At 50.8% G+C, this 15,143-nt stretch carries 14 protein-coding genes; 8 read left to right on the plus strand and 6 right to left on the minus strand.

The window, feature by feature from the left end; translation table 11 throughout:
- The first annotated feature begins 169 nt into the window (after positions 1-169).
- Positions 170-709: a DUF2058 domain-containing protein gene (locus tag N0B36_RS09315; protein ID WP_235116918.1), complete on the plus strand. Its 540-nt coding sequence runs from the start codon at positions 170-172 to the stop codon at positions 707-709.
- 104 nt (positions 710-813) lie between these two features.
- Here the strand turns inward: N0B36_RS09315 and pgtA are convergent, their stop codons facing one another.
- The 3 genes from pgtA to pgtC are packed head-to-tail and all read right to left on the minus strand — an operon-like array spanning position 814 to position 5,250.
- The gene (gene pgtA / locus N0B36_RS09320; RefSeq protein WP_235116919.1) at positions 814-2,061 is read right to left on the minus strand and encodes a two-component system response regulator PgtA; all 1,248 of its coding nucleotides are present in this window, start codon (positions 2,059-2,061) and stop codon (positions 814-816) included.
- Positions 2,051-4,045, minus strand: a complete 1,995-nt coding sequence (gene pgtB, locus N0B36_RS09325; RefSeq protein ID WP_170973721.1) for a two-component system sensor histidine kinase PgtB — start codon at positions 4,043-4,045, stop codon at positions 2,051-2,053. The genes pgtA and pgtB overlap by 11 nt, the downstream gene beginning before the upstream one ends.
- A gap of 11 nt (positions 4,046-4,056) precedes the next feature.
- Complete coding sequence (gene pgtC, locus N0B36_RS09330) at positions 4,057-5,250, minus strand: phosphoglycerate transport regulator PgtC (protein ID WP_409065454.1); 1,194 nt, start codon at positions 5,248-5,250, stop codon at positions 4,057-4,059.
- A 421-nt stretch (positions 5,251-5,671) separates the two neighbouring features.
- Between pgtC and pgtP the strand changes: the two genes are divergently transcribed.
- A complete protein-coding gene (pgtP, locus tag N0B36_RS09335; protein ID WP_259687130.1) occupies positions 5,672-7,063 on the plus strand; it encodes a phosphoglycerate transporter PgtP in 1,392 nt (463 codons plus the stop codon).
- 83 nt (positions 7,064-7,146) lie between these two features.
- Here pgtP and N0B36_RS09340 read toward each other — a convergent pair whose 3' ends face one another.
- Entirely contained in the window at positions 7,147-7,389 is a 243-nt protein-coding gene (locus tag N0B36_RS09340) for a DUF2545 family protein (protein WP_016153891.1), read from the minus strand.
- A gap of 442 nt (positions 7,390-7,831) precedes the next feature.
- Here N0B36_RS09340 and lpxP point away from each other — a divergent pair, with 442 nt between their 5' ends.
- A complete protein-coding gene (lpxP, locus tag N0B36_RS09345) occupies positions 7,832-8,752 on the plus strand; it encodes a kdo(2)-lipid IV(A) palmitoleoyltransferase (protein ID WP_016157070.1) in 921 nt (306 codons plus the stop codon).
- Positions 8,753-8,793: 41 nt separating this feature from the next.
- On the opposite strand, the gene N0B36_RS09350 is transcribed toward lpxP, so the two are convergent.
- Positions 8,794-9,408 carry a lysozyme inhibitor LprI family protein gene (locus tag N0B36_RS09350; RefSeq protein ID WP_259687131.1) on the minus strand — a complete coding sequence of 205 codons (615 nt, stop codon included), beginning with the start codon at positions 9,406-9,408 and terminating at the stop codon, positions 8,794-8,796.
- Between the two features lie 343 nt (positions 9,409-9,751).
- Here N0B36_RS09350 and ypdK point away from each other — a divergent pair, with 343 nt between their 5' ends.
- Positions 9,752-9,823: a membrane protein YpdK gene (gene ypdK, locus N0B36_RS09355; protein WP_010723117.1), complete on the plus strand. Its 72-nt coding sequence runs from the start codon at positions 9,752-9,754 to the stop codon at positions 9,821-9,823.
- Positions 9,824-9,888: 65 nt separating this feature from the next.
- Here ypdK and alaC read toward each other — a convergent pair whose 3' ends face one another.
- Positions 9,889-11,127: an alanine transaminase gene (alaC, locus tag N0B36_RS09360; protein ID WP_016153894.1), complete on the minus strand. Its 1,239-nt coding sequence runs from the start codon at positions 11,125-11,127 to the stop codon at positions 9,889-9,891.
- A 387-nt stretch (positions 11,128-11,514) separates the two neighbouring features.
- Here alaC and N0B36_RS09365 point away from each other — a divergent pair, with 387 nt between their 5' ends.
- From N0B36_RS09365 to N0B36_RS09380, 4 genes are all read left to right on the plus strand, one after another.
- On the plus strand, positions 11,515-13,212 hold the full coding sequence (locus N0B36_RS09365; RefSeq protein WP_029139619.1) for a sensor histidine kinase: 1,698 nt from the start codon (positions 11,515-11,517) through the stop codon (positions 13,210-13,212).
- A 14-nt stretch (positions 13,213-13,226) separates the two neighbouring features.
- Positions 13,227-13,961 (plus strand): two-component system response regulator YpdB, encoded by a 735-nt coding sequence (ypdB, locus tag N0B36_RS09370; protein WP_016153896.1) that lies wholly within the window; start codon positions 13,227-13,229, stop codon positions 13,959-13,961.
- A 15-nt stretch (positions 13,962-13,976) separates the two neighbouring features.
- The gene (locus N0B36_RS09375; RefSeq protein WP_259687132.1) at positions 13,977-14,840 is read left to right on the plus strand and encodes an AraC family transcriptional regulator; all 864 of its coding nucleotides are present in this window, start codon (positions 13,977-13,979) and stop codon (positions 14,838-14,840) included.
- Positions 14,841-14,939: 99 nt separating this feature from the next.
- Entirely contained in the window at positions 14,940-15,128 is a 189-nt protein-coding gene (locus N0B36_RS09380) for a hypothetical protein (RefSeq protein ID WP_032931709.1), read from the plus strand.
- Positions 15,129-15,143: the final 15 nt, after the last annotated feature.

Genomic DNA, 15,143 nt, shown 5'->3' on the forward strand with positions numbered 1-15,143 from the left:
TTATTTCTTATTAAAAAACGGGTTAACTATCAACACGATTCGGAAAGGAGTAAGACACAGAACGGTGACGCCTACTGGAGATAACCGTCGTGGCACGGCCATTTTCTGGCATCCCGCCGAACGTTAAGGTTATAATCCTGACAACGATTTTATTGGATTAGAAGCGACGATGACAAAACTTACCCTACAAGAACAGATGCTTAAGGCAGGTCTGGTCAGCAGCAAAAAAGTGGCCAAAGTGCAAAGAACGGCGAAGAAATCGCGCGTTCAGGCTCGCGAAGCCAGAGAAGCGGTTGAAGAGAATAAAAAAGCGCAAATTGAGCGCGACAAGCAGCTCAGCGAACAGCGGAAACAGGCCGCGCTGTCTAAAGAATATAAAGCGCAGATCAAGCAACTGATTGAAATGAATAAAATCACCATTACCCGTGGCGATATTGGTTACAACTTTACTGATAATAATCTGATCAAAAAAGTCTATGTTGATAAGGTGACTCAGTCTCAGCTGATCAAGGGCCGTCTGGCCATTGCCCGACTGACGGCTGAAAGCGGCAACGATAGCGAATACGCCATTATCCCGGCTGTCGTCGCCGACAAGATTGCGCAGCGCGATGCAAGTTATATTGTTTTAAATTGCGAGCTGAGCCAGGAAGCGAAGGACGAAGACGATCCGTATGCTGATTTTGTCATCCCTGATGATTTGATGTGGTAAGAAAAACAACCAGATAATCACCTGGACTTCCGTTGCCTATTTCGGTGAACGCCAACGCCGCCACCGAAATACTCTCGGCGTCCCTTCGCCCCCAATTCTGTCGACTAAAACTTATAGTGTTCTTTGCTCAGCCCGTATTTTCTCATGCGTAAATACAATTTTTTACGCGGGATTTGTAAATACTCCGCCACTTCGTTAATGCGCCCCTGATGAATATTTAGCGCTTCAGTAATGATCTGTCGCTCGTACTCTTCAACCCGCCGATCGAGCGGTGTTGGTTCAGGCAGATGCAGCTGCGGATTCGCGGTTTCAGCCAGCGGGAGTAGCCCAACGGCAAAAAGCTCGGCGGCATTCGCCAGTTCCCGGACATTACTTAACCACACGCGACGCCGCATGCCTTTCAGTAACTCCCCTTCAACCTCGGGCACGGGATGGTTCAGGCGCAGACAGGCTTTCTGCAGGTAATGACGAAACAGCGGCTCAATATCATCCGGACGCTGTGACAACGGCTGGCAACCGATTTGCGTCATCGCAAAACAGTAGTAGAGTTCGGCCACAATCTGGTTGGTTGCCGCCAGTTCCACTAACGATGTGTCACCAATGCCTATCAGACGAAACGGACGCCGCTCCTGGCTTTGTAGATGCACCAGATGGTGCTGCTGTTCACGCGTCAGGCATTCAATATGGTTCAGGACCAGCGTTCCTCCTTGCGCCTGTGCAATAAGGTCATTGAGTAGTCCCGCGTTCCCGGGCGTCAGTTCACCGCGGATAAACGGCCCATCAGCGCTGCGCCCAAGCTGATGCAAATACCGGGCTCCGGTCATACGTCCTGTCCCCGGCTCGCCATAAAACCAGACGGCAATATCCGTTTCCGCCAGGTGTTGCAGACGTTGACGATACTGATTGACCCAGTCACTGTAGCCGAGCAGTTCAACCTGAAGCTTTTGCTGACAATAATGGCGACGGGCAATCACGGATTGTCTCTGACGCAGCGCATCCTCTACCAGCGACAGCAGTTTGCCGGGGTCGACCGGTTTTTGCAGAAAGTCCCATGCGCCTTTCTTTACTGCCTCCACCGCCATCGGGACATCGCCATGCCCGGTGATAAGCAGGATTGGCAACTGATTATCATCCTGATGAAACAACGTCATCAGGTCTATTCCATTGCAGCCAGGCATACACACATCGCTCAGAACAATCCCCGGCCAGTCGGCCTGCAGCCAGTTTCGGGCATCAAAAGGGTTATTGCATGCGTAGACACGGTACCCCTCTTGTTCAAGCAACAGAGTGTAAGCGTCGAGAACATCGGCATCATCATCAATCAGCAGAACAGAATAGTCATCACACAACATCGTTTACATCCGTCAGATTAAATTGCAGAACGACGCAGGCATTACGCCCCGGTGTCGACGCCAGGCGCAGCTCGCCGTTCATTTGCCCCATTAACGATACACAAATCGATAAGCCAATACCGAGCCCCACATCCTTACTGGTGGTAAACGGCTTTAATAGTGATGGCAATAACGCCTCCGGCCAGCCGGGGCCGTTATCGCAGACAAAGACGCACAATCGGCTGCCCTCAGCCTGCCAGTGAACCTCTATTTGCGCGCCAGTCGGACTGGCATCCAGCGCATTTGCCAGTACGTTTACCAGCACCTGCTGAATACGCACTTCATCACCTGTCACCCATACACTCTGGGCTGGAAGCGTCAGCGTACCCTGCTGTGGCTTATGCCGCATGGCCAACAGTTCCCAGGCGGCGCTGAATGTTTGTCGCAGATCGACCGGATGCAAAGGCGCGCCCGGCTCAGCCCGACGTGCAAACTGACGCAGCGAACGGATAATGGCATCAATACGGGTAATCAGCCCCTCCGCTTTGGTTAACGTACTTCTGGCCTGAGCGGATTGTCCTTGTTCAATTGCCCTTCCCGCCGTAAACAGGTACATCGACAGCGCATTCAGCGGTTGGTTAATCTCGTGCGCCAGCGTGGTCATGGTCTGTCCAACCACTGCCAGTTTTGCCGTCTGGATCAGTTCATCCTGCGTTGCCCGGAGATCGGACTCTATCTCCTTGCGCTCTGTCACTTCCTGCTCCAGCTGATTTTTTTGCGCACTCAACTGGCCCAGAGTATGGCGCAGCAATCCTGCGATGCGCCCGAGCTCATCGCGCCCATAAACCGGGATGGTGGCATCCGTTCTGCCAAGACCAATTTGCACCACGGCCTGGTTGAGAGCGGTAAAACGCTTCACCAGACGCGAACGAATAAAGTAATGGTTGAGCCCCCAGGCGAGAAGTAGCGCCAGCAGCGTCGCCAGCAGAATAAGTCCACCGCTGACGCGAACAATTTGTTCCAGCCGCTGGTTAAACATCTGCATTTGCTGATGGCTACTCCCCAACTGCGCCTCAAGCAGTGTTCGAAAGCGCCCGAGCGTTGCCTCTCTGGCATGGTTAGCATCAACGAGCGCTTTTTGCGCGGCGACATAATCGCGCATGGTATCGGGCATTTTATTTTTCATCATCCCGATTTCCAGTAACTCATCAATGGTTTGCCGCAGGGTGATAGTACTGGGCCAGTCATCGAGGGTACGGATATTTTCATCCGCCGTTTTCTTCAGGTTCTCCAGATAGCGGATATGATTCTCCACCAGCATTCCGTCGTCGCTACCCGACTTCAGTTCATTGAGCCTGTCGCGTAAATCATCCACGATCTGATTTTCAATTCTTGCCAGGGTGTAAACCTGCTGCTGCTCGTTTTGTACTTCTCTGGCACGTTTGAGATACTGCGCCGCATCGCCGTTTTTGGCCTCAATTTGATCCAGCAACGTCCCCTGCTGCCAGGTAAAATCCTGCACCAGCGAATTCAGCTCGGTAGTAAAATCATCATGTAGCCAGTCGATGCGCGCGGAGAGTTCACTCACCTTTTCGCGCACGAGGAACATGTTGTAGAGCACCCGGTCCAGCTCCGCCATCAGCGCCCGACTGTCTTGCAAAATCACCGCCAACTGCTGTTGTTCTGCCGATTGTAATCCCCGGCTCAGCACCTCAATTTTGTCCAGATGAGAAATAATTTGATTGCGCAGTTGCAGCCTCACCGTGGTGTTGGGGGCCAACAGGAATTCATTAAGCTGATCCACAACCAGGTTGAGATTTCCTTCTATCAAAAAAGCGGAATGTACGCGCGGGAAGTAATCATCAAGTGAATAGCGTATCTGCGAGCTCTGCTCATGCCAGGAGTACAAACTGACGCAGCTTACGCTCAACGTCAGTAATGCGCCCGTCAGAAACGCTCCCCGCAGGCTGCTGCTGATGCTGAGCTGGCGCAGGCGTTGCAGTATCGAACCACCTTTCATTTTAACTCTTCCAGTTTGGATATCGCCTGACGCTGATTTTTAAGAAACCAGAGCTGCCACTCCATCATCTGCTGTTCGGCTACGCTTTTATTCTCAAATTGCGCAAGCCAGGCCTCATCCTCACTACTTCTGGCATCTATCGGGACGCTGGTCAGTAATGCTCTGATTTCGGGTAGCGGGCGTTTCAGGCGCGCTTCCGCACTGTATAGCGCCCGCCAGGCATCTTTCAGCTGCGCGAGTCGAAAACTGATGGCGGTATCAAACATCCGCTGCACCAACTGTTGCCGCTTAAGGATCAGCCGATAATTAAGCGCGGGCTGGCTCATCAAAATAGCCTGCTGAGCGGCGCGTGGGTTATCAGGCGCGAGCTGCGTGACCGGATATTTCCCCGTGTTCGCATCCGCAAGGATCCGCTGTCCTTCCGGGCTTAACAGATAGCGGATAAAGCGACGCGCTTCGTTGGGGTGCTGGCTATTCTTGAGTACGGCAACATAGGTGGGTGACACCGCCGAGCGAGGGAAATAGGTAAAAGTAAGGTGCGGATCGTTAAGCAACAGGTTGGCATAGTTATCAATAACCGGCCCCGCCCCCCCCAGACCGCTCTTAATTTTGTCGGCCACGCCAAAACTGCGTGATGAAATCGTTACCAGATTACCGGCGCTGGCCAACAACGTCGCCCAGCCCTCTTCCCACCCTTTCTGTTGCAGCAGCGACTCAACCATCAGGTGGTTGGTATCGGAACGCGACGGGCTACTCATCAACAGCGCGTTCTGATATTTAGGCTGCGTTAAATCCCCCCAGTCGGCAGGCGGCGGAAGATGCCGCGCCGCCAGCGCAGAACGATTAATCAACAGGCCAAACCCTGATATCGCCACAGCCACGGAGGTCGAGCGAATCGAGTCTGGCACCAGCCGCTGGCTTTCAGGCAGCGCATTATCGAAAGGTGCCAGCTTCTGGTGCTCCTGAAGATGCTGCAACAGCATGGGTGATGAGGTCAAAATCAGATCGACGTTTTCCGCATTCGCAGTATCCAGCAACTGTTCCAGCGAACCGCTGGTCCGGTTTAACGTGCGAATCATCACTGACCCTGGCTCCGTCTGCCAGCGCTGGATAATCCAGGCCGTGGCCCCTGGGGAAAAGGTGGTCGCCATCACCAGCTCTTTACCCAGGACCTGGCAGCTCGCCGACAGCGACATAAAACAGAGCAAGAATGCCCAAAAACGCCCCCGGCCCAACAGTCTGTTTGTGATCCCGTTCATAAATACCAACATGTACAAAAAATAATATTGAGACAAAACTTACCCGTTTATCACCGCTGGGGGGAAGAATAAGGTTATTCGTAGAATAACCAAACGGAAAGTGACGACATCAGTAAAGAATACCCGAAAATGCAGCCTGAATTTGTTAATACCCGCACACGCCGATGATAAAAATGCCCGTGAAAGAATAGAATTGAAAATCCATTATTAAAAAAGTGTCAAAATCTGCCACGCCGCCCGTAAATTGAGTCAATAGTGACACATTTCATCAACTTGAGTTTCTTTGCCGTCTATTTCACTCTTCACTGCGAAAAATCCTGATATTCACATCAATAAAAAATTAGGTGATGATATGTTATCAATATTTAAGGCAGGACCAGCGGCGAATAAAGTCCCGGCGGAGAAAGTCCAGGCAACTTATGGCCGATACCGCATTCAGGCATTACTCAGCGTATTTCTTGGCTATCTTGCGTACTATATTGTGCGCAATAACTTCACGCTCTCGACTCCATACCTGAAGGAGCACCTGGATCTCAGCGCTACGCAGATTGGTTTACTCAGCAGCTGCATGCTTATTGCCTATGGGATCAGTAAAGGCATTATGAGCAGTCTGGCAGACAAGGCCAGCCCGAAAGTCTTCATGGCATGCGGCCTGATCCTGTGCGCTATCGTCAACGTAGGCCTGGGGTTCAGTACCGGATTCTGGATATTTGCCGCGCTGGTCGTTTTCAACGGTTTGTTTCAGGGGATGGGCGTTGGCCCTTCATTTATTACCATCGCTAACTGGTTTCCACGTAAAGAACGTGGACGCGTTGGCGCATTCTGGAATATCTCACACAACGTTGGCGGTGGTATTGTCGCCCCGATTGTTGGCGCCGCGTTTGCCATTTTGGGGAGCGAACACTGGCAAAGCGCCAGCTATATTGTTCCGGCCTGTGTTGCCGTACTGTTTGCTTTTATTGTGCTGATGCTGGGGAAAGGTTCACCACGCCAGGAGGGTTTACCGGCTCTGGAACAAATGATGCCGGAAGAAAAAGTCGTATTAAATTCCCGACACGCTGTCCAGGTGCCAGAAAATATGAGTGCCTTCCAGATCTTCTGCACCTATGTATTGCGTAATAAGAATGCCTGGTATGTTTCACTGGTAGACGTCTTTGTCTATATGGTGCGTTTTGGTATGATTAGCTGGCTGCCAATTTATTTATTAACCGAAAAACATTTCTCGAAAGAGCAAATGAGCATAGCTTTTCTGTTTTTCGAATGGGCGGCAATTCCTTCCACATTACTGGCGGGTTGGCTCACCGATAAACTGTTTAAAGGCCGTCGCATGCCGCTGGCCATGATCTGTATGGCGCTGATTTTCGTCTGCCTGATCGGTTACTGGAAAAGTGAATCGCTGCTGATGGTCACTATTTTTGCCGCCATCGTGGGTTGCCTGATTTATGTTCCGCAGTTCCTGGCCTCCGTGCAGACCATGGAAATCGTCCCCAGCTTCGCAGTAGGTTCTGCGGTAGGGTTACGCGGATTCATGAGCTACATTTTTGGCGCATCGCTGGGAACCAGCCTGTTTGGCGTGATGGTCGATAAAATGGGATGGCATGGCGGCTTCTATCTGTTGATGGGCGGGATTGTCTGCTGCATCCTGTTCTGCTACCTCTCCCATCGCGGCGCGCTGGAGCTCGAACAACAGCGGAAAAACGCTCAGCAAGAGGAAGCGTCACTCCAGTTGGCTGATGCCCGGTAGCCGATTTCAGTCTCGCAAAAAGTGCCAGCGATGCTGGCACTTCAATACATTCAGATAAAGAATAAATAGCTCAGCGTGATAATTTATTGCTTACCGTAACCCACCATAAAGCGGATGATCAAACCGCATGCTGGGGCAAGAAAAAGGAATAATCCGGTAACCATCTCGTTACCATTGGTCAACTGCATAGTAAAAACGTAAATTAATGCCGTGAGTATGGCCATGCCGATAAAAGCACTTATTGACGCCGCAGCCCCCATAACCTGCCAGATATAGCAACTGACGCTCAGAATGCTCAACGCGAGAAAGATCCAAAAATAGAACATAGCGATACCTCCTGTTTGCCGTAAAAATTTACGTAAGTCCTTACACTCCCTTGAGTTTATATTCTAAGACAATTCCCAATGGTTCGCAATTTAAGCAACATTTTCGTTACAAAAATCACTCAATCGCTGACTAATAATTTATTCGACTGCCGTTTATTTAATCGTCATAAAAACAACGCATTATATATCGACTCATTTTTGACCTTAATCGCCGTAAAAACATTTACGCATCTTGAGTAATTATTTCTGGCTGACATTAATATTCGGGTGTACATTGAGCGTCCGATCATTCATGCCCCTTCCTGGTTTTGTCCTGACTCAGTTTTACACTCTTTACAGGAACCAATGTCGTTCATGGCGGCCTAACGATCAGTACAGACTGTAAAGCGGCAGACTAAAGAATCTTCGCGATACACCTATTTCGTATCAACAACAGGTGCTTATGTTCCCCCAATGTAAATTTTCACGCGCGTTTTTGCATCCGCGCTACTGGCTCACATGGTTTGGCGTCGGTGTGCTCTGGTTACTGGTACAGCTTCCCTATCCGGTATTGTGTTTTCTTGGTACCCGTACAGGCACGCTGGCTCGTCCATTTTTAAAGCGCCGTGAATCTATTGCTCATAAAAATCTCGAACTCTGTTTCCCAAATCTGTCGCAAGAAGAAAGAGACAAACTGGTCGATGAGAACTTCCGTTCACTCGGCATGGCCCTGCTTGAAACGGGTATGGCCTGGTTCTGGCCGGATCGCCGGGTACGCAAATGGTTTGATGTAGAAGGGCTGGACAACCTGAAACGCGCACAGATGCAAAACCGTGGCGTGATGGTGGTAGGCGTACACTTTATGTCACTCGAGTTGGGTGGTCGCGTAATGGGACTTTGCCAACCGATGATGGCAACCTATCGCCCGCACAACAATAAGTTGATGGAGTGGATCCAAACCCGCGGTCGTATGCGCTCCAACAAGGCCATGATCGGCAGAAATAATCTGCGCGGTATTGTCGGCGCCCTGAAAAAAGGGGAAGCGGTATGGTTTGCCCCCGATCAGGACTACGGTCGTAAAGGGAGTTCATTCGCCCCCTTCTTCGCAGTCAAAAACGTCGCGACCACCAACGGTACTTACGTGCTGTCACGGTTATCGGGCGCAGCGATGCTGACCGTAACCATGGTGAGAAAAGCAGATAACTCCGGTTACCGCCTGTTCATCACGCCAGAAATGGAAGGTTATCCAACAGATGAAAGCCAGGCAGCGGCGTATATGAACAAAATTATCGAAAAAGAGATCATGCGCGCGCCCGAGCAGTATCTCTGGATCCACCGTCGCTTCAAAACTCGCCCGATGGGTGAAGCCTCGTTGTACATCTAAAAAGAAAGGCCGAAAGGCCTTTCTTTTTTTCTGCGCCTGAATTACTTCACGCCCCACTTGTTCTGTAATTCAGCCATTCGCTCATTGTAGTTACGGGCTATACACGCTGGCTTATCCTGCTCTTTCCAGCATTCGTTACGCCCTTTCACCCAGCCGCGTTGCTCTGCTTTAAGAGTCGGGTTATTACTCGATTTCACCAGCGCCTGCTTGTAGGCCCCGTTCAATGCCAAATCCATGGCTGAGAGCGAAGGACTTTGACAGATAACCTCTTCGATACTGCCCTTTGCTACCGCAGAACAGGAAAAAGAAGGCCCGTTGCTGGTCGATTTCTTTGCCCCTGAAAAGTCGATATTGTCTTCAGGCAGGCAAATCCCGTGCTTACGATTAGGCCCGGTCCAGGAAACGTCCGGATTCCCGTCATCTTTACGGGAGATAGACACGGTATTGTTACCGCTTTTTGCTTCCCAGTAATTTTCATTGAAGGCCTTTACCGTCGCCTTAGTGCCATCAATCCAGATATTGCCTTTACCATCACTATTCACACCACCAATAATTGCGCAGCTGAAATTGAATGCCATCGGCGAGGCCGCCATCGACGTCACTGGCGTAAGAACGAGTGCTAACATCATTAATCTGGTCATTTTTAACCTTTTCATAATCTCATTCCGCGAAAAATTAACCGCATTAACATCATGGAGATATGAGAATTCTCCGAGTAAACATTCCGTCGCTCAATAGCAATTTATTACCGATAGAAATTAAACTGTCGCCGAATCACGACACTTGTAAGTTATTAAAATTAAATAAAAAAATGCCTCTTGTCTCACCTCATTTTTAGGCGTACATTAGCGCCGTCTGGAGCATAAAAGCTCAGAATTCTGAGGTGATGCAGACAAGCAAACGAAGGGAATTCTCCATTTCGTTTACGCGTGCATCAGCTCTCTGTCAGGTTAGCATATGTTCATTTAGACGTACCTCAGGTACGCGGAGAGATGAAAAGTGAAATATTTCTTTATGGGCATTTCTTTTATGGTCATCGTTTGGGCCGGTACTTTCGCCCTGATGATCTAAATTAAAAGACGCAGCAAATAAACAGGAGCCTGATGGCTCCTGTTTGCTTTTGGGGAAACGTGTTGTTAGTCGGTACTTTCAGTGGCCGATTTTGCACTGGCAGGCAGTAAGCCATCGGCGCGGAACATTGCTTTGATGCCACGGATCGCCTGGCGGGTACGGTCGCGGTTTTCAATTAACGCAAAGCGCACGTGCGTATCGCCATAATCACCAAAACCAATCCCCGGCGAAACGCATACCTTCGCCTCGTTCAGCAGTTTCTTGGCAAATTCAAGTGATCCCATCGCGGCGTATTGCTCTGGGATTTTCGCCCAAACGTACATCGAGGCCTTGGGCATCTCGACCATCCACCCGGCTTCATGCAGCCCCTTAACCAGCACATCTCGACGACGTTTATATTGCTCAGCAATATCCCGCACGCACTGCTGATCGCCTTCCAGCGCGGCGATTGCTGCAACCTGCAACGGAGTAAAGGTTCCGTAATCGTGATAGCTCTTAATTCGAGCCAGCGCGTTCACCAGCGTTTTGTTACCTACCATAAAACCGATACGCCAGCCCGCCATGTTGTAGCTTTTCGATAGGGTGAAAAACTCCACCGCGACATCACGAGCGCCCGGTACCTCCATAATCGACGGCGCTTTCCAGCCATCGTAGACGATATCGGCATAGGCCAGGTCATGAACCACCAGCACGTCATAGCGTTTAGCCAGGGCCACAACTTTTTCGAAGAACTCCAGCTCGACGCACTGCGCAGTCGGGTTGGAAGGAAAACCTAAGATCATCATCTTCGGTTTCGGGTAGCTTTCGCGAATCGCGCGCTCCAGCTCATTAAAGAAATCGACGCCTTCGACCAGCGGCACTGAGCGTACCTGCGCGCCGGCAATCACCGCGCCATAAATATGGATCGGATAGCTCGGGTTCGGTACGAGGACCGTATCGCCGTGATCCAGCGTGGCCAGCATCAGGTGCGCCAATCCTTCTTTCGAGCCAATCGTCACAATCGCTTCGGATTCCGGATCGATCTCAACGTCATAGCGTTCCTGGTACCAACGGGAAATCGCCCGACGCAGACGCGGAATGCCGCGCGAGGTGGAGTAACCGTGCGTATCCGGGCGCTGCGCCACGGTACAGAGTTTTTCGACGATGTGAGGAGGCGTGGCCCCATCCGGGTTCCCCATGCTGAAATCGATAATATCTTCGCCGCGCCGACGCGCAGCCATCTTCAGTTCAGCAGTAATGTTAAAAACGTAAGGGGGAAGACGATCAATACGCGTAAAGCGACGTTCAGGGCGGGAGTCAGCCATAATATCCTCAGATTAACGTTAGCGCCCGGACCGTCCGAGCGACGCTGCCACGATGGTGGCACGTTTAGAAAATAGCCTGAATAATTTCCTTCTGTCGAGAGGCAAAACAAAATATTTTTTATTGAGGTAAAAGAGGAATAGCCAGAAAAAATGAGGAAATAAAATTTTTCACACTCCACTTAAAATTACCACCATTTAACATTTTATTGTTAAATATATTACTTTGTGCGCTCTGTTGACAGGACAGGCATTGTAAATACAACAATCATGCAACAATCCCCTTTTAATATTAAGGTTTTTCCCCATTAGCTACAGGCTGCGCGGGTGCTGGTCATCCAGCCTCAGGTTACCTATCATAGAGGTTTAACCCTTGCGCAAGAGTCACCCGTGCACGAAATATTCAATATGCTGCTGGCGGTATTCGACCGGGCAGCGCTGATGCTGTTCTGTCTGTTTTTCCTGATTCGTATCCGCCTGTTTCGCGAACTGTTGCACAAGTCAGCCCACTCCCCGAAAGAGCTGCTCGCCGTTACCGCGATTTTCTCAATGTTTGCCCTGTTCAGTACCTGGTCCGGCGTACCGGTTGAAGGCTCACTGGTTAACGTACGTATTATCGCCGTCATGTCAGGGGGAATTCTGTTCGGTCCCTGGGTCGGTATCATTACAGGCCTGATCGCGGGCACCCACCGCTACCTGATCGACATCGGCGGCGTAACCGCCCTGCCCTGCTTTATCACCAGCATTCTGGCAGGCTGCATTGCTGGCTGGATCAACCGTAGGATCCCCAAAGCGCAGCACTGGCGTGCGGGTATTTTAGGCGGAATGCTGTGTGAATCTCTGACCATGATCCTCGTCGTCGCCTGGGCGCCCACCACCGAACTGGGGCTGGATATCGTCTCGAAGATCGGCATCCCAATGATTCTGGGTAGTGTCTGCATTGGTTTTATCGTCATGCTGGTGCAAAGCGTGGAAGGCGAGAAAGAAGCCAGCGCCGCGAAGCAGGCTAAGCTGGCTCTGGATATCGCCAACAAAACTCTGCCGCTTTTTCGCCAGGTCAATAGCGAATCGCTTCGCCAGGTGTGCGAAATTATTCGCCATGATATCCATGCTGATGCCGTCGCTATTACCAACACCCAGCACGTGCTGGCCTACGTTGGCGTGGGTGAACTTAACTACCGCGATAATGATGATTTCGTCAGTCCGACTACGCAACAGGCGATCAATTACGGAAAAATCATCATTAAAAACAATGATGAAGCGCACCGTACGCCGGAAATACACTCCATGCTGGTGATTCCGCTTTGGGAGAAAGGTGTTGTCACCGGTACGCTAAAAATCTACTACTGTCACGCCCACCAGATAACCTCCTCGCTACAAGAAATGGCCATCGGCCTGTCGCAAATTATCTCGACTCAGTTGGAAGTCTCCCGCGCGGAGCAGCTACGTGAAATGGCAAATAAGGCAGAGCTGCGTGCGCTACAAAGTAAAATAAATCCCCATTTCCTTTTTAACGCCCTGAACGCAATTTCATCGTCTGTGCGACTGAATCCAGACACAGCGCGCCAGCTGATTTTTAATTTATCGCGCTATCTTCGCTATAATATTGAATTAAAAGACGATGAGCAGATCGACATCAAAAAAGAGCTGTATCAAATCAAGGATTACATCGCCATCGAACAGGCCCGTTTTGGCGACAAGCTGACGGTTATTTATGATATCGATGAAGAGGTAAGCTGTTATATTCCCAGCCTGCTGATTCAGCCGCTGGTAGAGAACGCTATCGTCCATGGGATTCAGCCCTGCAAAGGAAAAGGGGTGGTCACTATCAGCGTTGCGGAGTGCGGTAATCGGGTACGGATTGCCGTGCGGGATACGGGCCACGGTATCGATCCAAAAGTGATTGAACGGGTCGAATCCAATGAAATGCCGGGCAATAAAATTGGTCTGTTGAATGTGCATCATCGCGTTAAGCTGCTCTACGGCGAGGGCCTCCATATCCGCCGTCTGGAGCCAGGCACAGAGATTGCCTTTTATGTGCCTAATCAGCACTCGCCCGCAGCCGCACCGGCCACATTGTTGCTTTAACCAGGAGTGAAGTCGTGAAAGTCATCATTGTTGAAGATGAATTCCTGGCCCAACAGGAACTTAGCTGGCTGATAAAAGAGCACAGCCAGATGGAGATTGTCGGCACATTTGACGACGGTCTGGACGTGCTGAAATATCTCCAGCACAACCGCGTTGACGCCATTTTTCTGGATATCAATATTCCCTCGCTGGATGGCGTCCTGTTGGCGCAAAACATCAGCCAGTTCGCGCACAAGCCCTTTATTGTCTTTATTACCGCGTGGAAAGAGCACGCTGTTGAAGCCTTTGAACTGGAGGCCTTTGACTACATCCTGAAGCCGTATCAGGAATCACGCATCGTCGGCATGCTGCAAAAGCTGGAAGCCGCCTGGCAGCAACAGCAAACGGGAACCTCGCCTGCCAGTCCGGTGACCCGCGAAAACGATACAATCAATCTGATCAAAGATGAGCGGATCATCGTGACCCCGATCAACGACATCTACTACGCAGAAGCCCATGAAAAGATGACGTTTGTCTACACCCGGCGCGAATCGTATGTGATGCCAATGAACATCACTGAATTTTGCAGCAAATTGCCTGCTTCGCATTTCTTCCGCTGCCACCGCTCGTTCTGTGTGAATCTGAATAAAATCCGCGAGATCGAACCCTGGTTTAACAACACCTACATTTTGCGCTTAAAAGATCTGGAATTTGAAATCCCGGTGAGTCGGAGTAAAGTGAAAGAGTTCAGGCAGTTAATGCACTTATAGCGCAGAGAAAGAGCGATGAAAGAGCCAGGCCTACCCGCAGACCAACAGTTTTTCGCCGATCTGTTCAGCGGCCTGGTATTGAACCCGCAGCGTCTTGGCCGCGTGTGGTTCGCGTCCCAGCCCAGCACGTTACCGTCCGGCAGTTTGTGTATTGACCTTCCGCGCCTCGATATCGTGCTGCGTGGCGAATACAGTAATCAACTGGAAAAACAGCAGCATAGCCTGCCAGAAGGCGACATGCTGTTTATCCCGGCGAAGGCAGCGAATTTGCCCGGCAGCGATAAACCCGTGATGCTACTGAGTCTGGTGTTTTCTCCGGCCTGGCTGGGGCTCTCTTTTTACGATAATCGAACGGCATCGCTGTTACGTCCAATCCGCCGTATTGAGTTACCACATCCGCAGCGCGGCGAAGGCGAGGCGATGCTCACCGCATTAACCCATTTAAGCCGCTCTCCTCAGGCCCAGGATATTATTCAGCCGCTGGTGCTTAGCCTGCTGCATCTGTGTCGTAGCGTGGTGAATACCCGCCCTGACACAGAGCGTCCGCGCGCTGAATTTCTCTATCACAGTGTGTGTAACTGGGTGCAGGATAACTATGCCCAACCGCTGACCCGGGAAAGCGTAGCGCAGTTTTTTAATATCACGCCCAACCACCTGTCAAAAGTGTTTGCCCAGCACGGCACCATGGGATTCGTCGAGTACCTGCGGTGGGTCAGAATGGCGAAGGCGCGCATCATCTTACAGAAATACCATCTGTCGATTAGCGAAGTCGCACAGCGGTGCGGTTATCAGGACAGTAATTATTTCTGCCGCCTGTTCCGGCGTCAGTTTGGCCTGACTCCGGGAGAGTACAGCGTACGTTTTCAGTCAGCACGTTAAGTGAGACAACGCCAACAGGTTAGTAATATCCGTTTGCATCGTTGTAAAATAACGGCATGTAGCTCCCCCTGCAGGCTTACTCAATAAAGTGAATATGCGATGAAAAACAGACGTGCACTCTCCCTGATGTGTTTTCAGATGCTGGAATCAGGTGCGGATCGTCAGACCGTGAAAAGAGCCCTTACCTCCCGCCGTGTTAAAGCTCGCCAGGCGGTGGTTCTGCTCTGTAAGCAAGAAATGACGCTCTTAAGAGCCGGGAAACTGCCGGTGCCAAACGCGCCGCATTGATGATGTCGCTTTCCG

Source organism: Citrobacter sp. XY323, from assembly GCF_025106035.1.
In the GTDB taxonomy this organism is placed as follows: domain Bacteria; phylum Pseudomonadota; class Gammaproteobacteria; order Enterobacterales; family Enterobacteriaceae; genus Citrobacter; species Citrobacter braakii.

Bases quoted from the DNA above. Each gene is read 5' to 3' on its own strand.
- N0B36_RS09315 (WP_235116918.1), top strand. From the start codon at position 170: ATGACAAAACTTACCCTACAAGAACAGATGCTTAAGGCAGGTCTGGTC.
- pgtA (WP_235116919.1), bottom strand. From the start codon at position 2,061: ATGTTGTGTGATGACTATTCTGTTCTGCTGATTGATGATGATGCCGAT.
- pgtP (WP_259687130.1), top strand. From the start codon at position 5,672: ATGTTATCAATATTTAAGGCAGGACCAGCGGCGAATAAAGTCCCGGCG.
- N0B36_RS09340 (WP_016153891.1), bottom strand. From the start codon at position 7,389: ATGTTCTATTTTTGGATCTTTCTCGCGTTGAGCATTCTGAGCGTCAGT.
- lpxP (WP_016157070.1), top strand. From the start codon at position 7,832: ATGTTCCCCCAATGTAAATTTTCACGCGCGTTTTTGCATCCGCGCTAC.
- N0B36_RS09350 (WP_259687131.1), bottom strand. From the start codon at position 9,408: ATGAAAAGGTTAAAAATGACCAGATTAATGATGTTAGCACTCGTTCTT.
- alaC (WP_016153894.1), bottom strand. From the start codon at position 11,127: ATGGCTGACTCCCGCCCTGAACGTCGCTTTACGCGTATTGATCGTCTT.
- N0B36_RS09375 (WP_259687132.1), top strand. From the start codon at position 13,977: ATGAAAGAGCCAGGCCTACCCGCAGACCAACAGTTTTTCGCCGATCTG.
- N0B36_RS09380 (WP_032931709.1), top strand. From the start codon at position 14,940: ATGAAAAACAGACGTGCACTCTCCCTGATGTGTTTTCAGATGCTGGAA.